General features: G+C 32.8%; 27 protein-coding genes. 15 read left to right on the plus strand and 12 right to left on the minus strand.

Annotated elements, in window-relative coordinates; genetic code table 11:
* Positions 1–117 precede the first annotated feature (117 nt).
* From BD31_RS05000 to msrA, 3 genes are read left to right on the plus strand one after another with little or no spacing between them, the layout of a single operon-like run.
* Positions 118–492 (plus strand): DUF6659 family protein, encoded by a 375-nt coding sequence (locus tag BD31_RS05000; RefSeq protein ID WP_008299310.1) that lies wholly within the window; start codon positions 118–120, stop codon positions 490–492.
* A gap of 60 nt (positions 493–552) precedes the next feature.
* Positions 553–1,578: a hypothetical protein gene (locus BD31_RS05005; RefSeq protein WP_008299375.1), complete on the plus strand. Its 1,026-nt coding sequence runs from the start codon at positions 553–555 to the stop codon at positions 1,576–1,578.
* Between the two features lie 39 nt (positions 1,579–1,617).
* Entirely contained in the window at positions 1,618–2,073 is a 456-nt protein-coding gene (gene msrA / locus BD31_RS05010; RefSeq protein ID WP_008299145.1) for a peptide-methionine (S)-S-oxide reductase MsrA, read from the plus strand.
* A 2-nt stretch (positions 2,074–2,075) separates the two neighbouring features.
* Here msrA and BD31_RS05015 read toward each other — a convergent pair whose 3' ends face one another.
* On the minus strand, positions 2,076–2,507 hold the full coding sequence (locus BD31_RS05015; protein ID WP_008299464.1) for a universal stress protein: 432 nt from the start codon (positions 2,505–2,507) through the stop codon (positions 2,076–2,078).
* A 127-nt stretch (positions 2,508–2,634) separates the two neighbouring features.
* Between BD31_RS05015 and BD31_RS05020 the strand changes: the two genes are divergently transcribed.
* Genes BD31_RS05020 through BD31_RS05030 form a run of 3 tightly spaced genes read left to right on the plus strand, consistent with a single transcriptional unit; the run spans position 2,635 to position 4,313 of the window.
* Positions 2,635–3,426 (plus strand): alpha/beta fold hydrolase, encoded by a 792-nt coding sequence (locus tag BD31_RS05020; protein WP_008299261.1) that lies wholly within the window; start codon positions 2,635–2,637, stop codon positions 3,424–3,426.
* A gap of 36 nt (positions 3,427–3,462) precedes the next feature.
* Positions 3,463–3,888: an AbrB/MazE/SpoVT family DNA-binding domain-containing protein gene (locus BD31_RS05025; protein ID WP_008299329.1), complete on the plus strand. Its 426-nt coding sequence runs from the start codon at positions 3,463–3,465 to the stop codon at positions 3,886–3,888.
* Positions 3,885–4,313, plus strand: coding sequence for a hypothetical protein (locus BD31_RS05030; RefSeq protein WP_008299358.1), 429 nt, complete (start codon positions 3,885–3,887; stop codon positions 4,311–4,313). The genes BD31_RS05025 and BD31_RS05030 overlap by 4 nt, the downstream gene beginning before the upstream one ends.
* Before the next feature lie 26 nt (positions 4,314–4,339).
* Here the strand turns inward: BD31_RS05030 and phaC are convergent, their stop codons facing one another.
* Together phaC and BD31_RS05040 are read right to left on the minus strand one after the other, a co-directional pair.
* Entirely contained in the window at positions 4,340–5,404 is a 1,065-nt protein-coding gene (gene phaC, locus BD31_RS05035) for a class III poly(R)-hydroxyalkanoic acid synthase subunit PhaC (protein WP_008299204.1), read from the minus strand.
* The gene (locus tag BD31_RS05040) at positions 5,394–5,972 is read right to left on the minus strand and encodes a poly(R)-hydroxyalkanoic acid synthase subunit PhaE (protein WP_008299363.1); all 579 of its coding nucleotides are present in this window, start codon (positions 5,970–5,972) and stop codon (positions 5,394–5,396) included. Before BD31_RS05040 ends, phaC begins: the two co-directional genes overlap by 11 nt.
* 53 nt (positions 5,973–6,025) lie before the next feature.
* Between BD31_RS05040 and BD31_RS05045 the strand changes: the two genes are divergently transcribed.
* Together BD31_RS05045 and BD31_RS05050 are read left to right on the plus strand one after the other, a co-directional pair.
* The gene (locus tag BD31_RS05045; protein ID WP_008299390.1) at positions 6,026–6,418 is read left to right on the plus strand and encodes a DUF6659 family protein; all 393 of its coding nucleotides are present in this window, start codon (positions 6,026–6,028) and stop codon (positions 6,416–6,418) included.
* A gap of 39 nt (positions 6,419–6,457) precedes the next feature.
* On the plus strand, positions 6,458–6,871 hold the full coding sequence (locus tag BD31_RS05050; RefSeq protein WP_008299155.1) for a phosphoribosyltransferase: 414 nt from the start codon (positions 6,458–6,460) through the stop codon (positions 6,869–6,871).
* Between the two features lie 4 nt (positions 6,872–6,875).
* On the opposite strand, the gene BD31_RS05055 is transcribed toward BD31_RS05050, so the two are convergent.
* From BD31_RS05055 to BD31_RS05065, 3 genes are all read right to left on the minus strand, one after another.
* A complete protein-coding gene (locus BD31_RS05055; RefSeq protein WP_008299312.1) occupies positions 6,876–7,169 on the minus strand; it encodes a hypothetical protein in 294 nt (97 codons plus the stop codon).
* The gene (locus BD31_RS05060; protein ID WP_008299148.1) at positions 7,162–8,073 is read right to left on the minus strand and encodes a transcription initiation factor IIB; all 912 of its coding nucleotides are present in this window, start codon (positions 8,071–8,073) and stop codon (positions 7,162–7,164) included. Before BD31_RS05060 ends, BD31_RS05055 begins: the two co-directional genes overlap by 8 nt.
* Positions 8,074–8,192: 119 nt before the next feature.
* The gene (locus tag BD31_RS05065) at positions 8,193–9,578 is read right to left on the minus strand and encodes a M57 family metalloprotease (RefSeq protein ID WP_238536075.1); all 1,386 of its coding nucleotides are present in this window, start codon (positions 9,576–9,578) and stop codon (positions 8,193–8,195) included.
* A 175-nt stretch (positions 9,579–9,753) separates the two neighbouring features.
* On the opposite strand from BD31_RS05065, the gene BD31_RS05070 reads away from it, so the two are divergent.
* Complete coding sequence (locus BD31_RS05070; protein WP_008299488.1) at positions 9,754–10,140, plus strand: hypothetical protein; 387 nt, start codon at positions 9,754–9,756, stop codon at positions 10,138–10,140.
* Between the two features lie 9 nt (positions 10,141–10,149).
* Here BD31_RS05070 and BD31_RS05075 read toward each other — a convergent pair whose 3' ends face one another.
* Both BD31_RS05075 and BD31_RS05080 read right to left on the minus strand, forming a co-directional pair.
* Complete coding sequence (locus BD31_RS05075) at positions 10,150–11,157, minus strand: biotin--[acetyl-CoA-carboxylase] ligase (RefSeq protein WP_008299266.1); 1,008 nt, start codon at positions 11,155–11,157, stop codon at positions 10,150–10,152.
* Positions 11,158–11,193: 36 nt separating this feature from the next.
* Positions 11,194–11,700, minus strand: a complete 507-nt coding sequence (locus BD31_RS05080; RefSeq protein ID WP_008299425.1) for a hypothetical protein — start codon at positions 11,698–11,700, stop codon at positions 11,194–11,196.
* Between the two features lie 76 nt (positions 11,701–11,776).
* Between BD31_RS05080 and BD31_RS05085 the strand changes: the two genes are divergently transcribed.
* Genes BD31_RS05085 through BD31_RS05095 form a run of 3 tightly spaced genes read left to right on the plus strand, consistent with a single transcriptional unit; the run spans position 11,777 to position 13,807 of the window.
* On the plus strand, positions 11,777–12,199 hold the full coding sequence (locus tag BD31_RS05085) for a CoA-binding protein (protein WP_008299253.1): 423 nt from the start codon (positions 11,777–11,779) through the stop codon (positions 12,197–12,199).
* A complete protein-coding gene (locus tag BD31_RS05090) occupies positions 12,196–12,561 on the plus strand; it encodes a hypothetical protein (RefSeq protein WP_008299189.1) in 366 nt (121 codons plus the stop codon). The genes BD31_RS05085 and BD31_RS05090 overlap by 4 nt, the downstream gene beginning before the upstream one ends.
* 34 nt (positions 12,562–12,595) lie before the next feature.
* A complete protein-coding gene (locus tag BD31_RS05095) occupies positions 12,596–13,807 on the plus strand; it encodes a redox-regulated ATPase YchF (RefSeq protein WP_008299409.1) in 1,212 nt (403 codons plus the stop codon).
* Here BD31_RS05095 and BD31_RS05100 read toward each other — a convergent pair whose 3' ends face one another.
* Entirely contained in the window at positions 13,808–13,993 is a 186-nt protein-coding gene (locus tag BD31_RS05100) for a hypothetical protein (protein ID WP_048097458.1), read from the minus strand. It lies immediately after the preceding gene.
* Complete coding sequence (locus BD31_RS05105; protein WP_008299220.1) at positions 13,977–14,897, minus strand: transcription initiation factor IIB; 921 nt, start codon at positions 14,895–14,897, stop codon at positions 13,977–13,979. Before BD31_RS05105 ends, BD31_RS05100 begins: the two co-directional genes overlap by 17 nt.
* 150 nt (positions 14,898–15,047) lie before the next feature.
* Here BD31_RS05105 and BD31_RS05110 point away from each other — a divergent pair, with 150 nt between their 5' ends.
* A complete protein-coding gene (locus tag BD31_RS05110; protein WP_008299405.1) occupies positions 15,048–15,407 on the plus strand; it encodes a hypothetical protein in 360 nt (119 codons plus the stop codon).
* A gap of 21 nt (positions 15,408–15,428) precedes the next feature.
* On the opposite strand, the gene BD31_RS05115 is transcribed toward BD31_RS05110, so the two are convergent.
* The gene (locus BD31_RS05115) at positions 15,429–16,274 is read right to left on the minus strand and encodes a cobalamin B12-binding domain-containing protein (protein ID WP_008299203.1); all 846 of its coding nucleotides are present in this window, start codon (positions 16,272–16,274) and stop codon (positions 15,429–15,431) included.
* 272 nt (positions 16,275–16,546) lie between these two features.
* Between BD31_RS05115 and BD31_RS10065 the strand changes: the two genes are divergently transcribed.
* A complete protein-coding gene (locus tag BD31_RS10065) occupies positions 16,547–16,714 on the plus strand; it encodes a hypothetical protein (RefSeq protein ID WP_008299457.1) in 168 nt (55 codons plus the stop codon).
* A gap of 2 nt (positions 16,715–16,716) precedes the next feature.
* Complete coding sequence (locus BD31_RS05120) at positions 16,717–18,099, plus strand: NAD-dependent epimerase/dehydratase family protein (RefSeq protein WP_008299497.1); 1,383 nt, start codon at positions 16,717–16,719, stop codon at positions 18,097–18,099.
* A gap of 190 nt (positions 18,100–18,289) precedes the next feature.
* Here the strand turns inward: BD31_RS05120 and BD31_RS05125 are convergent, their stop codons facing one another.
* Positions 18,290–19,210 carry a cobalamin-binding protein gene (locus tag BD31_RS05125; protein ID WP_008299501.1) on the minus strand — a complete coding sequence of 307 codons (921 nt, stop codon included), beginning with the start codon at positions 19,208–19,210 and terminating at the stop codon, positions 18,290–18,292.
* Between the last annotated feature and the right edge of the window lie 40 nt (positions 19,211–19,250).

Genomic DNA, 19,250 nt, shown 5'->3' on the forward strand with positions numbered 1-19,250 from the left:
GTGAAAAATTCTAAAACATAGTGACCAATTTGGAATTTTAATTCAAAATTTGATATGTGTATTCTTTTTTCTTTAAATTGGCTAGGTTTTTATTTTTGATATCTTAAATAGAATATCATGTCTGATGTAATGAAATTATATGATGAAAAATGTCGTCAATTACTCACAGAGTCCGAGATCCGCTTTGCTGGAATTGTTGATAAAGACGGACAACTAGTAGCTGGGGGTTTCAAAGAAGGATTGACTCCACATGAAGGTGATGAGACTCGACTGCAATCTTTTTTGGAGTTTGTATCTAAAGCCTCCATAAGAAAAGAATATGATGAAAGTTTAGGACCTATTAACTATCTTGCTGCAAGACGAGATAAAGCAGTTTTAGTAAGTTTCCCTTTCCCAATAACCCAAATTCTATTGTTGATTTCTGCCGAACCCACTGCAAATATTGAAAATCTTGCCAAAAAGGTTGTAGAAATATTTACTGATGTGAATTAAACTTTATTGAATAATACTGCGAATTCTTTAATTATATCTGATCAATTCTGGTCTTTGATTATGTCGTCATTTTTTGCATTTTTTTTACTATTGCTGCTTGCCCCCTCAGGTTCTTTTCTTGCTTTTGCAACTGTTAATGATTTTACAACTGATAAAACACTATATCACACTGATGACTCTCTTACGATTTCTGGAAATGTGGATTATGATCCCACTCGTTTCTCAATAATTCTTCAAATTATAACCCCCAGTGGAAATGGACTTGCTCATGTTGACAGTATTATGCCAAAAAATGATGGTACTTTTTCAAAAACCATTCATGTGGGAGGACCTACTTGGTATGACGATGGCAGATACACAATAAAAATTTCCTATGGTGGAAACCTGGAAAAGTATATCGATTATGAAAAAATATCTGATTATGTACCTGATTCTTCTTCAAGCCGTTCTTCTTCAAGCAATTATGTTTCCAACAGTGCTGATACAGTCTCATCCTCATCTGAAAATCCAAATGTTGCATTTTCAGAAAATCCAAAAATGAGAATCTTGGGATTTCCCTCCTTTGACAAATCTCCTCAATACTATATTGACAGATATCAAAATGAACCTGATTACAAATCATGGTTTGATTCTCAATTTGCATCATATGCTATTGATGAAGTTGTGGGATATTCATCCACACATGTTCAAAATTTTCCCTCCTTTGACAAATCTCCTCAATACTATATTGACAGATATCAAAATGAACCTGATTACAAATCATGGTTTGATTCTCAATTTCCAGACGAAACCATTTATAATATATTAGGATTCTCCACTTACATCCCTGATTGGATTAAGACATATGCTCAAAATTGGGCTACTGGTGAAATTTCTGATAATGAGTTTATGATTGGATTGGATTTTATGCTTCAAAATAAAATTATTGTAATCTCTGATTTCAACTATTCTCATTCTTCTATAGATGATATTCCTTCTTGGTTTAGAAATACGGCTCATTGGTGGGCTGCTGATTTGATTTCACAACAAGAATTCATCAATTCAATAAAATACCTTATTCAAGAAGATATTATCCTGATTGATTAATTTAGAATGCTTTTAATTTAATACATTCCAATATTATTTATGAAAGCTACTTTTGGCGCAGGATGTTTTTGGCACGTTGAAGATTTACTTGATAAAACTAAAGGTGTGAAATCTACTACTGTAGGATATATTGGTGGACAATTACCAAACCCCACTTACGAAGAAGTGTGTACTGATAAAACAGGCCATGCTGAAGCAGTGGAAGTAGAATATGATCCAAAAGAAATCTCTTATCAAGAACTTCTTGATGTGTTTTGGAATAATCATAATCCTACAACATTAAATCGTCAAGGTCCTGACGTTGGAATTCAATATCGCTCAGCAATTTTCTATCATAATGAAGAACAAAAAGAAATTGCTGAAAAGTCAAAACAATTCCTTGAGCAGTCGGGAAAATATGACCGTCCAATTGTTACTGAAATTGTTCCAGCACCATTATTCTACAAAGCAGAAGAGTATCATCAAAAATATTTTAAAAAGCACGGATTTTCATAAATCTATTTTACAACAACTACTGGGATCTTCGATGTGTGTATAACATAATTTGATACGCTTCCAAAGAACATCTCCTTAGCTGAACTTCTTCCACGTGAGCCTATGACGATCATATCAAAATTTTCTTTACCGTGTGCAAGTTTGATAATATTATACCCTATTTCTCCTCGTATTATTTTTTCTTTAAACACAATTCCATTCTGAGCTGCTAGTATCTTGGCCTGTTCCATGAATTTTTTTACTTCTTTACTTAGTGATTTTTCCACCGAACCCACACCTCTGAATTCTGAATGTGGGGGTGCGTAAATTGCATAAACTCCCGTAATGATGGCACCACAATGTCTTGCCAATATTATGGCTGTCTCGAGACCTCGAAATGAGTTTTTTGAGCCGTCTAAAGGAACTAAAATTTTTGAAATTTTCTTTTTTAACACATTATTCGAATATTTCTCATATTAAAAAACATACTTCATATCACTGGTTTAAAAAGTAAGATATAACTAATGAACTGATCGCCAAATTGACTAAAACTTATCTAGTCAGCTAATTGAAGCTAAAATAGTGGAAGAAAAATTTATTCAAATCGATGGCAATAAAATCCGCTATCTTGAGTCCGGAAATTCTAAAAAAACATTGGTACTAATTCATGGGCTAGGTGCTTCAGCTGAAAGATGGAGTCAAGTTATTCCTATATTTGCAGAACAATTTCGTGTTGTAGTTCCAGATCTGATAGGATTTGGATATAGTGATAAACCTCTTGTTGATTACACTCCTGAATTCTTTTTAGATTTTCTGGAAAAGTTTTTTGTTGAATCTAAAATTGATTGTCCTAATATTATTGGTTCTTCATTAGGTGGTCAATTATCTGCAGAGTATGCATCGTCCCATTCTCAAAATATTGAAAAACTTGTCCTAGTGTCTCCTGCTGGAGCAATGAAACAATCTACCCCTGCACTTGATGCGTATATCATGGCTGCATTATATCCAAATGATCAAAGTGCAAAAAACGCCTTTGAAATGATGGAAGCATCTGGGGAAGATATAGAAGATGAAATTGTTAGTGGTTTTGTAGAACGTATGCGATTGCCTAATGCAAAGCTTGCATTCATGTCCACTGTATTAGGTCTAAAAAATTCTGAATTGATTACATCCAAACTTCCTTCAATATCTGTCCCAACTCTAATTATTTGGGGCGCAAATGATCCAGTAATCCCAATAAACTATGCCGATGACTTTGTTTCTTCAATTCAGGATTGCAGGTTTTTTAGAATGGATGGATGTGGACATACTCCATATGTTCAGGATCCAAATGTTTTTGCATCCAAGGTTTTGGAGTTTCTAAATGGGATTTAGATCTACTTAAATAACAGTTGTTTCCTACCATTACCAATGAATGGTAATCAAAACCTCTATGATCCTTCTGAGATGTTCAAGTCTTGGATCCAAAAAAGTGGACGTGCTCAAGCAGAATTTATGAAAAATTTTGGTGCGTTGATGACAAATCAACCTGGTCAAACTTTCAATCCTTTAGAGACCCTAAAAGGAGTTTCTGACAGTGCTAGACAAACTCAATCCAACATGATGGAAAACATGTCTTCAATTCAAAGCAAAAGTATGGATACCATGTTCAACATCGGCCAAATGCTTCCTTCCTTTATGAATTGGGGTGCTTACAAAACTACCATTAGTAGTAATGGAAGAATCTCTATTCCTGAAGCTGAACGTAATGCACTTGGTTTAGGTGACGGTGATTTGGTTCAAGTCATTATTTTGCCAATAGCAAAAAAATCAAAAAATAAGGAGGTGAAACAATGAGTAAAAACGAAACAACACAAACAAATTCCAAAGATATATTTTCTGCATATCAAGAAAGTGTAGACAAACTCTTCAATGGTATTAAACAATCAGTACCACAGTATCATCAATCAATTACTAACGTACAACAAGAATACCTACAAGCATATGAAAATGTAGTAGATTCAAGTATCTCACTACAAAAAGAATATGTAAAGAAAGCAGGTATTGCATCAAACATTCCTGAAGCAACACTAAAAGTAATACATGATACAACTGAAGAATTTATGAAGGCAGCTTCTATACAAAATCAAGTGGCACTTGCAACTATCGATGCAACACAACAAAACATTAAAACATTCAACGATAATGCAAAGTCATTTGCTGACCTAAATAAGAACATTCTACAATCTTGGATTTCAGCATTCACCACAAAGAACAACTAGTGGTATTTTTTTATTTTTTTATTTTTTTATGACCTTTCAGCCAACCATTGTCCTAGCTCCGGTAAAACCTTCTTTTGTGATAATGAACTAGCAATCATTCCTACATGGCCTGTTGGATACATCCTCAATGTTTTATCTTCACTTCCTACTGCATAATGTAATGGCATGCTGCACTCTGGTGAAACTAAATGATCTCCCACGGCAATCTGTGTGAAAATGGGCATATCGATTTTCTTCAAATCTATGTGTTCGCCTCCAACATACATTTTATTTTGAATAAGAAGATTTTCTTGATAGATATCTTTAATCCACTGTTTGAATAATTCTCCTGGTATTGGTGGTGTGTCACCTAGCCATTTTTCTACTCTGAGAAAATTATCCACGAACTGTTTATTGTCTATATTTTTAAAAAATTTGACATATTTTTCAATTCCTTGCTCAAATGGTTTGAGTACTGAAAAGCAATAATACATAAATTCTGGAGGCATGTTTCCTATCGTATCTACCATTTTATCTACATCCATATGCTTTGCAAGATTGCTTATCACTGTAGTATCGCGCCATCCGTCAATAACTGGTGCTGTTGCTATGTAGTTTTTCACACTTTCTGGATGCAATGATGCATAAGTAGTAGCAATTGTCCCTCCAGTACAATATCCTTGCAATGAAATTTTTTCAGAAGATGACTCGTTTTTGATATGTTCTACAGATGAATCCAAATAACCATTAACATAATCATCAAAATCAAGATATTTGTCCATGCTGGTGGGCGTACCCCAATCTAACATATACACATCAAATCCTTGTAAAAGCAAATTCCTCACCCAACTTTTTTCTGGTTGAATGTCTAGTATGTGATATCTGTTAATCAGTGCATATGAAATTAACAATGGTGTCTTATGCTGTTTCTCAGTAAGTGGTCTGTAGTGCAATAATCTTGTTTTATCTATCTGTTGTACAATATCATGTGGTGTGACCTCTAAACTAATTTCATCCGGAGCTGAAACTAATTTTGGTGCATTAATAACATTTTTGCTGAATTTTAAAATCTCTTCTACAATTTTTGGGTCTATATGTGATTCACTTTGCATTTTTCTTCATCTCTTGTTTTTTCAATTCTAATTCTAATTTTGACACTCTTTTTTTAAGAGAATGCATTTCTTTATACACTTCGTCAATTTCTTCCTTACTGGGAAGATTAACTGATTGCAAAATTACATTTGTGATGTTATTCCAATGTTTAGTTAATTCAAGTTCCTTGGATACTAATTTTCCATAATTTTCTCCAAATTTTTCCGAATCAAATAATTCTGTAAAATCATTATCAAAAATATCTATCCATATTCTTTTGAACGCCTCAATTTGCTCAACATCTTGAGGTATGTCTGGAACTTTTAGATTTGTTTTCTTTTGTGCAATGCCCCATGTGTCTGCAAGTTGTTTGTAATATTCAGTAAGATACTGATTAAATTCCATGAGGTCATCATTTATTTCAATTAATTCTGTTGATATTTTCTTTGAATTAGATGCAAATGCTCGCATTGGTCCAATTGAACTGAGAGCTTGAGGCTTGCTTGACATCAAATGAATGATATCTGTCCAGAAAAGCGATAAATGCTTGTAATAATCGGTAGTATTTTTTGATGGTTCTGATTGCACAGCTATCTATAAACAGAGATCTCAATAAATAGTTCGCTTGTAAAACTAGACCCATGGATGATACCGAAACACTCGAAAAAATCTGTAAAAAACTCTTGAAATTAGATCTAAAAATGCGCTCTGCTAGATTCATCAATAACAGAGGTCATTTAATAGCTGGGGGGATGAAGGAAGGGTTACTCTCACTTGAAAATCAAAAACAAGATGAAATGATGTTCATGGAACTTGCATTACGTGTTAGGATGAGACATGAATTTGATAAAGAATTCGGTGAGGTTCATTTTTCAATGTCTTATAGAGACAAGGTAATTGTAATGAGTTTCCCTCTGACAAATGATGATGTCTTGCTACTTTCTTGTGAAAAAGACATTAACTTTGGTAAATTACCCTTTAAAGTTCTTAAAATTATAGACCCTCTAAAAAAATCTCCAATGAAGACCTTCTAATCATAACAACTTAATCTTACTACTATTGGTTGTGACTATATGGCTTTGGAACAAAATGTGAGTTGGTCTGAAATAGAATCAATGATAAAAGCACTTGCCAAAAAAATCTCCAATTCTTCACGAACCTATTCTAGTATTACTACTCTGAGTAGAGGCGGTTTGGTTCCCTCACGTTTATTAGCAGATCATTTAGGGATTAAAAAAATCCTTGTTGATAAAAAATCCATCTCATCAAATTCATTGTTTGTAGATGATATTTTTGATACTGGTGACACCTTTGCTAAAATTCTGCCTAAAGTAGACAATCCTTCAAAATTAACTTTTGTTACGCTATTTGTACGTCGTGAAAAAAAATATCCAAAACAACTAATCTACGCAAAAAAAACTGCTAGCAAACAAGGTTATGTTGTTTTTCCTTGGGATAGATTTGAATTTCAAAGATCTAAAAAATAATCTTTTAATTCATACACTCTGGGGCTTTACCCTCGTGACGTTTCTTATACTCTGCGATTAATTCGTTTTTTATCCTTCCAAAATCTTTTTCCTTTCTGTATCTGAATCTTGTAGCATTAGAAACACATTTTTCAGAAATGTCCTCAATTGTTTTTTTCATATTTTCTGACCCTCCGATATACAATATTTTCATGGCTGCATGCATCATGAATACTCCTGATGCTTCAGGAACTTTTGAAACCATATCTTGGTTAAAGTCTAACCAGTCAGACCATTCTATCTGCTGTATTTTATTCATTTAACATCTTTCTTAATCCTGCACATCTGTTTCTAATGGTTACTTCTGTAACCCCTGATGCTATTGAGATGTCTTTTTGTGATTTTGTTTCTCCCGTACTAATACATGCAAGATATAGTGCTGCAGCTGCTATGCCCATAGGATCTTTTCCTGCAACCATCCCAATTTCTTTTGCTTGATTTAAGATTACAATTGCCTTCCGCTTACTTTTTTCACTCAACTCTGCAATACTTGCTATTCTTGACACACCTTTTACCGGATCTACTACTGGCATTTTTAACTCCAATTCTCTGAAGATTAATCTGTAACATCTTGCAACATCCTTTCTTCTAATGTTGATTCCCTTTGCAATATCATCTAACGTTCTAGGCGTTTCCGTGTTTCTACATGATGCGTAAAGACATGCAGCAACTAATCCTTGAATTGATCTACCTCTGACCAATTTTTTCTCCATTGCTTTTCTGTAAATGTAAGCTGCTTTCTCAACTACTGAATCTGTCAATGCAAGTTTGTCTTTTAATTTATCCATTTCATTTAATGCTTGTCTTAGATTCCTATCCGCAGAAGAATGTGCTTGTGTCCTGCTGTCCCAAGTTCTCAATCTTTCGATAGAGCTTCTCACGCTTGCAGACAGTGGCTTACCTGTTGAATCTTTGTTTGCTGCACCAATTATGGTTGATAAACCCATGTCGTGCATTGTTAGTGACGTTCCTGCTCCTACTCTAGTTCTATTACTTTCATCATTTGAAAAAGAACGCCATTCTGCACCTGTTTCTGCAATTTTATCTGTAACTACTAGTCCGCATTTACCACAGAATAACTCTCCTGTAGTTTGGTCTGTGACCATTTTTTTGTCTCCACATGATGGACATTTAGGACCTGAAATCATTGTATTTTTAAGCATAATGCAGTAAATTCGTACAATTACCTTATTACCATTTTACCTAATTTCAACAGGTTAATTGTGTGTAGGTTCAGCTAACTCTTATTCTAAATTTTTAGAATGAGATTCCAATTTTGAATTTAGCTAAGTAAACAGTAAGCATACGACGGAGTGAATGCTGGATACATAATATTATTTTGTTCATCTACATGCTTCAAACCGATCGAATGACCTAACTCATGAGTCATGATAGTTTCAACACTTTGCACATCATACAGTTGAAAACTCCCATCGCAATTATAATCTCCCAATGTTACTTCTACTACTCCTTTTCCAAGATGTGCATGTCCTAAAACCCCCTCTCCAATATCACGAACAACCCACGTGACCCAAACATTTGCTTCATATTTTTGATTTGTAACTTCAAATTTCATTTTTATCTTTTGGTTGTCTGTACTAAGTTCCTGTCCTTCCCAAAATGCAAATGAATTTTTTAATGTACTGACATGATCTAATGGAAGTCCGGTTGGTTGATCATTAATGAATACTTTGTAGTGAACAATGTATGTCCCGTTAATTATCTCGTATGTTGGATTTGGAAATTTTTCTGATGCTTTTTTGACTTCTTCTTCAAAATTCCATTTAATATAATCTCTTAGGAATTTTTTAATAACATCTTGGCTAGGATTGGGGTATTCGATATATCGTTTTTCTTTGGAAATATTATTTGATATGTCTCTAAGATATTTCTCAAACAAATAAAATTCGTGCTCTAACTCCTCCTGTGATTTTTGAGGCTCTTTATTGTCATTGATGATGATCAATCCGCTTTTTATCATGTATTGAATACCCGAAACAAATGCTTCATCATCGATTTGCTCATCTGCCCACCAACCGGCATTATTTTTAACCCACTCTGGGATGTTTTCTTTGGATTCCATCTGAGTTTTTACTGGTGGAATTTGAATTATTTTATTTTCTATTAAATATAATAACGCTGAAATAAATTCACTATCTTCAATATTTCCAACTGACCACCATTTTGCTATTGGTTTTATCCACTCTGGAATGGATGTAATGTATGTTTTTTCTAAATCTTTTGGCTTTTCTGTTGGTGTGTATGGATATTTTGTAATTACTTTATTGATAAAGTCATTATAATTTTTAATTACTGTGCTATTTGGTTTTTCATCAAGTGCTTTTTGAAAATATAATATGGATTCTTGATACTCTCCAAGATTTCCAAATCCTACGCCCATCCCAGTTAATGAAATTACATCGTTTGGTTTGTATTGCAAAACCTTGAAAAATTGTTTAAGGGATTCATTGTGTTGATCTAGATTGCTTTGAGCAATTCCTTTCATTTTCAAAGTTGAGATGTTATTTGGTATGATTTCTAAAATGTTATCATATATTGTGATTGCTTGTTTGTAATCTCCTTTTACAAAATACTCTTTAGCCTCATTAAACATTAATTCTGCATCTTGTTCCGTTTGTGCAAATACTTCTGTTGAAATAATGGACAAATTTAACAAAATTAATATCAACAAATAAAATCTTGGCATGATATCTTTCCTCATTTCTTTGATTTTAGATATAGTTTATTTCTAATTTATACTCAATTTGGCTTTGTTTTTACTTTATCCAGATTGACTGTGCCTATTATGAAAATCTTTAATTTATTTATGATTATGTGGTTTTGTGTTGACAAAAATTGGCGTTGGGGAAATAATTTACAGTCTACGTAAAAAAATCCATGACATTCAATTTGAATTAGATCAATTAGATAACCCGTCATCTGAAATTCCTGAATTAATTGACTCTGCAAATCAATTGCGTTTAAACGAATATTTATCTAAAGTCAATGATAAGAAAACTGATCTCTTATCTGCCTATGAACAATATTCAGTAGCTTTGGAGGAATTATTATCAACAGTATTTGATATACAAAATGAACTAAAAGATATTTTGAAAGAACAATCGTTAATGATTAGCTCGAAATCACAAAAATCACAAAAATCACAAAAATCACAAAAATCACAAAAATCACAAAAATCACAAAAATCACAAAAATCACAAAAATATTAAAAAATAATTTTATTTTGATAAATGAATAACATCCCCTGCAATAACTCTGCATGTTTTACCCTTATCTAAAATTACCAATGCCCCATCTTCGTCTATTCTAATTGCCTTTCCTTTAATTTTCTCATCTGTTGTGTTTAACTCTACATTCTTTCCAATTGTTGATGATCTCTTTGACCATTCTGAAATAATTTTCTTTATTTGTTTTGCATTGAGTGCTTTGTATATTTTTTCTAATTCCACTAAAAATGTTTGAACTAAATGAATTGGTTTTACATCTACCTTTTGTTCGCTTAGTGATGTGACTCCATAAAAATTTGGTGTACCTTTGAGATTTTTTTCAATCTCTTTTGTATTCACGTTGAAATTAATTCCGACTCCTAAAACTAAACTCTCAATTTTATTTGATTCTAATGAAACGTCTACTAACATGCCTGCAACTTTCTTTCCGTTAAGTGTTAAATCATTTGGCCATTTTAATTCAGGAGTAATCGAGAATGTTTTTTCTATTGCAATTGATAATGCCAGCGCTGATGCAATTGGAAATAATGTTGTGATTGATATGTCAAACTTTGGTTGTAATATGATAGAAATCCAAATGCCCCCTTTTGGTGAAATCCATTGTCTTCCTGATCTTCCTCTCCCACCTGTTTGTTTTGATGCCACTATCACTGCCCCGTTATTTGCAGGATCGTGTGCCATTTTTAGCGCCTGATTTTGAGTAGAATCTATAGAATCAAAATAATATGCTTGTTTTCCAATTATTTTGGTTTTTAGATTTGATGTAATTTCCCACGGTAAAAGTAAATCTGAATTTGCTAAAAGTTTGTAACCTGATTTCTGTTTTGATTCTACTTCGTATCCTAACTCTTGAATTTTCTTGATGTGTTTCCACACTGCTACTCTACTAATTCTTAAAACATCGCTCAAATCTTGTCCTGACAGATATTCGGTATTGTGAGTTTGCAAAAATGTAAGCACTTTCACTAATCCTGGATTGTCAAAAGAATTGTAAATCAACTATGTATGGTTTGAATTTCAAGTATAAAATGCACACTAGAATCCGATATCAATATCAAATCCACCGTCATCCATACCTGGATCATCCATACTCCCTTCATCCATTTCTGGCATACTGTCTGCTGGAATGTATTCTGACATTTCCATCCCCATCATGCTGAACATCATGGAGAACATCATCATATCCATCACTCCAAAGAACATCATATTTGGAAACAACGATTTGTTCTCATCCATCTGTTGTTTCAATTTTTCCTTATCTCCTGTTTTGTAAATTAATGACATTTGATTCCACTTGTCTTGTAATTCATGAACTCGTTCATCTACTTCTTTGGACCCTTTCTCTGTGGGGATGATTTCAATTTTCATTCCTAACCACCCCTTTTTTTTCTCCACCTGGATAAACCCTCTTTTTTCTAGCTTTTCTAAAATTGAATTCAATTCCTCAGATTCAATATGTGTGGTTTTTTGAATTTTATCAAATTTTCTGATTCCATGTTTAATTGCACCTAGAACTATCAAATCTTTTGGTTCTGAATCCATATTTTCAATTCTTACTATGACTAAAAAATTCTTTGTTTATTCAGATTGTTTCAAAAATTATATTCTTCATGATTGAATGTTTACTGTGGAGCAAGACTCTCATACTGATGAAGAAATCCGTAGAATTCTCTCAATGACTAATGTGGCTGTAGTGGGAATGTCTAAGAACTTTACGAAAGCTGCTCATTATGTGCCAAAATATCTTTTAGAACATGACTATAATGTAATTCCTGTAAACCCCACCAGTGACAAAATTTTGGGCCAAAAATGCTATAATTCTGTTTCAGAAATATCTGAGGATGTTGAAATTGTTAATGTGTTTAGGCCATCAGAGCATGTCTTACCTGTTGTTTTGGATGCCATCCAGAAAAAACCCAAAGTAATTTGGTTACAAGAAGGAATTCATAACCCAGAAGCTGAAGATCTAGCAAGAAAAGAAGGAATTGAAATAGTTTTCAACCGATGTATGTTTGCTGAACACCAGAGATTGTTAAAATGACAAGTTTCGAAAATTTTTACCATGATTTGCTTGAATTCCTAAAAAAATATGAGCATCTTAATACTCCTCTGAGAGTTGAAAAAGATCTTGAAAATGACATTGTAAAAATATTTGGTGAAAAAATTACATCATTGGCCAAGGCACAAAATGGTCTAAATGATGTAACTGAACTTGCATACACTACAGCTGAACATCATCCTTATTGGAATTTGATTTACAACTGTGCTGAAATTGCAAACAGTGTATTAGAAAAATGGAAAGAAACTCTGACTGAAGATGATTTGGCAGATATAGATTGGTCTCTAAAAGAAATTAATCAAACTCTTGAAAAAATTAAAACAAAGAATGGCCCCTTATCCTAGACAGAGATAAATATTCTGAGATGGCAATCTTTGTATGTCTATCAAAATTGGTTTGATTGGAAAAACCAATACTGGCAAGACGACGTTTTTTAATTCTGCGACTCTTTCTTCTGAAGAAATTTCATCATATCCTTTCACTACTAAAAAACCCGTATCTGGTGTTGCACATGCAATTACTCTTTGTGTACATCCTGAATTTAAAATTCAAGACAACCCCAATAATTCCAAATGTCTTGATGGGTGGCGTTATATTCCAATTGAGTTAATTGATTTGCCCGGACTCATAAAAGATGCCTGGAAAGGAAAAGGTCTTGGAAATCAATTCTTGTCGATTGCTGCACAATCTGATGCACTACTCCATGTAGTTGATGCATCTGGAGGGATTGATTCTACTGGAAAAATCACTGAGGTTGGCACTGGAGATCCAATATCCGACTTTGCAGATATTGAGGAAGAATTGATCATGTGGTATCATAAAATTTTAGAAGGTAACCGAGAAAAAGTTTCTAAACTGATAAAATCTGGCTCTCACATTTTTGATGCAATTACTGATCTTTATCGTGGAATTGGTGTGAACAAAGCTCATGTTAAAAAAACAATTTTAGCTACAGGGCTTGAAGACAAAAATTTTGATGATTTTGATATGGTTGATAGTAAAAAATTTGCAACATATCTTAGAAAGATTTCAAAACCAACATTAATTGTTGCAAACAAAGTTGATGTTGAAGGTGCTGACAGAAATTTCGATAGATTACGAGAGAGATATAATGATTCAATTATAATCCCTGTAAGTGGCGATAGTGAATTTGTTCTTAGACGTGCAGAACAAAAGGGATTGATAAAATACTCTCCTGGCTCAGAACAATTTGAAATTCTTAAAGCTGATGAATTGAATGAAAAACAAACTAACGCACTAGATTTTATCAAAAAAGGTATAATGGGCGAATATATGAGAACAGGAGTTCAATTTGCAATAAATGTGGCTGTTTTTAAATTACTGAAAATGAATTCAATTTATCCAGTTGCAGATGAAAAAAACCTCTCTGATAAAAAAGGGCGAATATTGCCTGACTTGATTTTGTTAAAAGATGGTGCAACAATAAATGATCTTGCAAAAGAAATTCACACTGATTTGACAAAAGGATTGCTTTATGCAAAAGATTTGAGATATGGTTTAAGATTGCCTACTGACTATCAGCTAAGAGATAGAGATGTGGTGTCTCTGGTAAGCGCTGCAAAAAAATAATCAATCTTTTTTCTTACTTCGAGGCTTTGTTCTTAATACTGCTTTACAACAAACACATCTTGTATCCTCTGATGACAAAAATATCCCACAAAACGTACATCTTTTTTGTCCAATTTCATACCTAATTTTGTTTGGAACTGGCTCTGCTTTATGCATCTGGCAAATTCCCCTACATGTTCGACCCATTAATTTCACCTCCTATTCTTTCTTTGATCTCCTTAGTTCTGTCTCTGATGGTAACTGAGCTAATTCCTGATACTTTAGAAATTTTTACTTGAGATATTTTTTCATGATTTATCGTAACTGCTAAATTAACGGCTGCAGCTGCCATGCCAATAGGATTTTTGCTTGTTGAAATGTTTTTTTTTGCTGAAATTCTGAGTATTTTAAATGCGAGTCGTTCTGTTTTTTCTGAGATATTCGCTGCTGTAGCAATTCTTGTCACAAATTCAATTGGGTCATATGATTCAGGATTAATTTGTAATTCTTTTACAAGAAACCTGTATGTTCTTTGTAAATCCCTCTTCTTGATGTTGCCAGCATCTGCAACATCTTGTAGTGTTCTAGGGATGTTGGTACTTCTGCAGGCAATGTATATTGTAGCACAAAGTATTCCTGATGTGGATCTTCCTGTGAGAATTTTTTTAGCAGCAATTTTTCTAAATAGATATGCAGTGTGTTCAGTAACTGATTCTGGTAATGCCAGTTTTGATGAAATTCCGTCTAATAATGTAAATGCTTTTTGAAATGATTTTACTGCATTAGATGAGCGACTATTTCTATCCCACATTCTTAAGCGGTAAAACATACGACGATTCTCTACTGATAATGATTTACCTGTGGAATCTCTGTCTTTTGATTCGATAATTGTTGACAGACCCATGTCTATCATCTTCAAAGAAATTTTTTGCCCACTTCTACTGTTATTCTGATATTCTTCACTAAAGTAACCTGATCTTTCTACCCCTGAATCAATAACTCTTTCAGAAAAAACTGAACCGCAGCTACCACATGCAATTTCACCTGTGTAAGGATCTGTGATCAAGCTATTTTTTTTACAGTTTTTTTGATGCACTAATTTTGTTAACATACTGTATTCTGCGCTGTAAATTATTTAAGGTCAGGATATTTTTTTAACTAGTGGTAAATTATACCTAAAATTCATGTTAATTTAGCAATCTTGGCACTAGTTCAATTTTTGTCAATCGTATAAATAAAAAAATTAATGAACATATTTAGCATGCCCCATATTGTTTTAGATCAACAAATTGATCTTTTTGATTATTCAAAAAAGTTCAGTCCTGTTTTCCAAAAATCACCTCTAATTAAAATTCCAACCATCTATGTTGAAAAGGATGGCAATGTTGCAATATTACCAACTATTGTAATTGACGAAAAACATCAGGAGTTTTTTATTCAAATTATTACAAATGCTAAAAAAACTACTATTAGGTTATTGCCTCAAACAGATCCTGAAAAAACTGATTCTGTCAAATTTTCATTAGTCAAAGTTTACGATCAAATGAAGTACAACTATCCTAACATCTCAATATCAAAATCAAATTTATTTGATTATGTCCAAATGCATGAATCTATGTGAATAACATCCTTTATGTAATTATTAATTATATTTTCTTATAATTTTTGGAATTTCTTCTAATGTCCCATCACGAATAATCTCTCCATCAAATTTTGGAATTTTGGTTGTCTGAATGGCGTATCCTCCAATTAATATCGGATTTTTATATTTTTCTTTTATTTTTTTTACTAATCTTTGACCAGCTCCTAAATTATCTTCAAGTGTAATTGAAATCAGAATTATGTCTGGTTTATTATTTTGAATAAAATTCAGAACGGATTCTGTAGGAATCGATGTACCTATGTTGTACACTTTGAATCCTTTAATTGTTAGATATGTTTCTAATACGTCACAGCCTAAATGATGTTCTTCTCCTAATGGGACACAAATGAGGATCTTTTTCTTTTTTCCTGAACCTGAGACTCTATCCATTATTATTTTGACTAATGTTTGAGCAATATTGCTTGCTACATGTTCAGTTGCAATGCTTATTTTACTACTGGCCCAATCATCTCCAATTTTATACATTACAGGCCTTAAAATTTTATCAAAGAAATCTGACTCGTTAAAAATTTTAATATATTCTTCATAAATTTTTACACAATATTCGATATTGCCCTCTGTTAATTTCTTGTATAGTTGTTGTTTTGATTTTTTAGTTGCGTCTTCTCTTTTTTTGATGTCTTTTGGATTGTATGATGCTAGCATCGATAATACTTTAGGATCGTTTCTGAAATCAGGTGGAATATCCTCTTTAACAACTTCTGATGCTTTGCCTAGATATTTCACGATTTCTTGTTTTGAAGTGCTTTTTTTGGAATCCCATACACTTTTCACTAAGTAAAGATATTGATCAGATTTCACTTTTTTGGCTCTAATGTACACCATGTATTTCGTTATTTTTTTAGTATATAACTAGTGATAAAATATGTTTATAGTGCTAATAAATAATATTTGAATTTTTTCACCATTTAATTTGAAATGATGCTTGTGTTCTATTCATTACCACTAGAATAAAAAATTATCACTAGTTTAAATGATTTATTTTCTAAGTTATTATATGGACTACAAAAAAAATCTAAATTCTGAAACGTTTTTAAATCAATTTGACATGGAGTGCTCTTTGAATTGATAAAACCCTATTATTTGCAGGTGTTGCATTGCTGATACTCGGTACATGTTTTTTAACTGCTCAATCAATTGAAAATTCCCTTAGCGATGCATTTACTGTCGGCGAATATCTTTGGTTAGTATTAGGTGGATTGACAATTACTTTTGCAATTCGTGCGAAACATGAAAAAAATAAACAGTTGGGAGTATTGAGATAGTAGTGGAAAAAATTATCTCCGGTGAACTTTTCACTCAGTCTTCTCCTTTCTCTATTTTGGTAACTGGGTCCACTGGTTTTATTGGGTCTAGGTTAATTTCATCACTTGCTAAATCCGGTTATACTATAACAGGCTTGAGTAGAAAAAAACTATCTGACACAAAAAATGTGAAATATGTTCAAGCTGATGTATTTGATATTAATCAACTTACCAATGCAATGAATGGTATAGAAATTGCATATTACTTACTTCATTCTATGGAAGGGGGTAAATCTGACTGGAAAGAATTTGCTTCTCGAGAGAAGATACAAGCTCAAAATTTTCTCAAAGCTGCCTCAAAATCTGGTGTAAAAAGAATAATCTATCTTGGAGGCTTGGTTAATGACAGTTTAGAATTGTCCCCCCATATGCAAAGTCGTAAAGAAGTTGGAGCAATTCTTGCTTCTGGAAATATCCCAGTTACTGAATTACGTGCATCTCTGATCATTGGGGCTCAAGGAGGATCTTATGCAATGCTTCGTTATCTTGTAGAACGTTTACGAATAATGGTGTGCCCCTCTTGGGTAAAATCTCTTGCACAACCAATTGCAGTTGATGATGTTATTTACTATTTATCTGAGTGTCTTAAAAAACCCGAAACACTAGGAAAAATTTTCGAAATAGGTGGCCCTGATAAAATGACATATGAAGAGTTAATGCGTGTTTATTCTGCATATTTGAACAAAAATTTGTTTGTCTTACAAATTCCATTTTTAACTACTCGTCTTTCTTCGTATTGGGTTGATTTGATTACTCCTGTTAAGGCATCACTTGCAAGACCTCTGATTGATAGTCTTGTTCATGATACAGTTGTAACAAATAATGAGATCACAAAAATTATTCCATTGAGATTAAAATCTGTTCGTGAATCTATTGATATCGCTACTAAAGAAATGAATTCATCCCCCCCTCTGCAATCTGAATTTAAAGAAGAAAAAACTGGCTTTAAAATTAATCAAACAGTTATCCAGATATCTCTTTTTACATTGGCCATAATTGGTACTTCTTATTATTGGTTAGATGATAGACCAGAAATTTATCAACCTTTGTGGTTGTTTGGATCTTTTGTTTGGTATGTTGCAATCTTTACTGCGATTATCTTTATTCGTAATAATGCTCGTTTGGGTTATCTGATAGCTGGTGTACTATCTTGGGTAACATTGATGTTTTGGTTATTTGATAATTTTTATGTTGTTTTTAATACCTCCTTAATAGCAAACCAGCCTAGTGCAATTATGACTCTTAGGAATTTCACAGGTATTGCAGCTGCGTCAATAACTGTAATTGCCTCTCACAATCTTTTTCACAAAGTAATTGATTATCAGTATAAGGGTACGCCTATCTGATGTCTGTTTTTCACTGAATTTCTTTCTTTAATTTGATTAAAATATTGTTTGTCATTTTTAGTAATCCGTTAATACTGGGATCTTCAGCAAAGTCTCTTGTCATAAATTTTAATTGAAATTTTCTCACTTAACAAATAGTGTGTGTTATAATATTACAATCTAGTATTTTGAGCCTATCTTCACTATCTAATTAAATATGAGAATATGTATTTTCTTCTATTTTTAGATCTTGGAATATCTTCGGTTGAATTATTTTTGCTAATATCTCCAATCCATCTATTGTTCTAATGCTTGGTTTGCTGAAAAACGAATTTGCATCAACTGCAAAAACCTGTTTATTTTTAACAGCTTTTAATGAGTTCCAATCATGATTTTCTTTTAGTGTGATATTATATTCTAAAATTACACGACTTGTGTCAAATCCACACGGCATCATGATAATTATGTCTGGCTCTGCTTGTTTGATTTCCTGAAAATTCAATCTTCTTGAATGTTCCCCAACTTTGCTGATCATGTTGATCCCACCTGCAATTTCTATCATTTCGGGAATCCAATGACCCGCAGTAAAAAATGGATCAATCCATTCAATTGCTAGAACTTTTGGTTTTTTATTTGTAGATCTTTTTTGTATGTTTTGTATTCTGTTTTCAAGCGAATCTGTAATTTCTTTTGCTTTACTTTCTTTTTCTAATATCTTTCCCACTTTTCTGACTGAATCAATGATTTCATGTAGATTATGTGGATTCATTGAAACTACTGTTGGTCTTTTTTCAAGAATTTCAATTGCATTGTTCACATGGTTGGTGTATGCAGCACAAACTTCGCAAGTTTCTTGCGATATGATTAGATCCGGATTTGCATCTTTGAGATTCTTTTCGTCTAAAATGAAAATGTCTTTGTCATCTTTAAGCAATTGACAAGTTATTGCATCGATCTCTTTGCTGGTTAGTTCATTTGATTTAATTGCCGATCTTATTACTTTTAATTTTGATGTCGCATCAGGTGGATGTTTGCATTCATGTGTAACTCCATAAAGCATATCTTGTACTCCAAATTCATAAAGTAGTTCAGTTGCGCTTGGTAGAAATGAAACAATCCTCTTAACTGACATATTCAAAGTTTGATATTATCCCTTAAACACCATACGTTTA

This window comes from Candidatus Nitrosopumilus salarius BD31, from assembly GCF_000242875.2.
Taxonomy (GTDB): Archaea; Thermoproteota; Nitrososphaeria; order Nitrososphaerales; family Nitrosopumilaceae; genus Nitrosopumilus; species Nitrosopumilus salarius.

Coding starts and splice junctions, on each gene's coding strand:
- BD31_RS05000 (WP_008299310.1), top strand. CDS start 118: ATGTCTGATGTAATGAAATTATATGATGAAAAATGTCGTCAATTACTC.
- BD31_RS05005 (WP_008299375.1), top strand. CDS start 553: ATGTCGTCATTTTTTGCATTTTTTTTACTATTGCTGCTTGCCCCCTCA.
- msrA (WP_008299145.1), top strand. CDS start 1,618: ATGAAAGCTACTTTTGGCGCAGGATGTTTTTGGCACGTTGAAGATTTA.
- BD31_RS05025 (WP_008299329.1), top strand. CDS start 3,463: ATGAATGGTAATCAAAACCTCTATGATCCTTCTGAGATGTTCAAGTCT.
- BD31_RS05030 (WP_008299358.1), top strand. CDS start 3,885: ATGAGTAAAAACGAAACAACACAAACAAATTCCAAAGATATATTTTCT.
- phaC (WP_008299204.1), bottom strand. CDS start 5,404: ATGCAAAGTGAATCACATATAGACCCAAAAATTGTAGAAGAGATTTTA.
- BD31_RS05045 (WP_008299390.1), top strand. CDS start 6,026: ATGGATGATACCGAAACACTCGAAAAAATCTGTAAAAAACTCTTGAAA.
- BD31_RS05050 (WP_008299155.1), top strand. CDS start 6,458: ATGGCTTTGGAACAAAATGTGAGTTGGTCTGAAATAGAATCAATGATA.
- BD31_RS05055 (WP_008299312.1), bottom strand. CDS start 7,169: ATGAATAAAATACAGCAGATAGAATGGTCTGACTGGTTAGACTTTAAC.
- BD31_RS05060 (WP_008299148.1), bottom strand. CDS start 8,073: ATGCTTAAAAATACAATGATTTCAGGTCCTAAATGTCCATCATGTGGA.
- BD31_RS05080 (WP_008299425.1), bottom strand. CDS start 11,700: ATGGATTCAGAACCAAAAGATTTGATAGTTCTAGGTGCAATTAAACAT.
- BD31_RS05085 (WP_008299253.1), top strand. CDS start 11,777: ATGTTTACTGTGGAGCAAGACTCTCATACTGATGAAGAAATCCGTAGA.
- BD31_RS05090 (WP_008299189.1), top strand. CDS start 12,196: ATGACAAGTTTCGAAAATTTTTACCATGATTTGCTTGAATTCCTAAAA.
- BD31_RS05095 (WP_008299409.1), top strand. CDS start 12,596: ATGTCTATCAAAATTGGTTTGATTGGAAAAACCAATACTGGCAAGACG.
- BD31_RS05100 (WP_048097458.1), bottom strand. CDS start 13,993: ATGGGTCGAACATGTAGGGGAATTTGCCAGATGCATAAAGCAGAGCCA.
- BD31_RS05105 (WP_008299220.1), bottom strand. CDS start 14,897: ATGTTAACAAAATTAGTGCATCAAAAAAACTGTAAAAAAAATAGCTTG.
- BD31_RS05110 (WP_008299405.1), top strand. CDS start 15,048: ATGCCCCATATTGTTTTAGATCAACAAATTGATCTTTTTGATTATTCA.
- BD31_RS05115 (WP_008299203.1), bottom strand. CDS start 16,274: ATGGTGTACATTAGAGCCAAAAAAGTGAAATCTGATCAATATCTTTAC.
- BD31_RS05125 (WP_008299501.1), bottom strand. CDS start 19,210: ATGTCAGTTAAGAGGATTGTTTCATTTCTACCAAGCGCAACTGAACTA.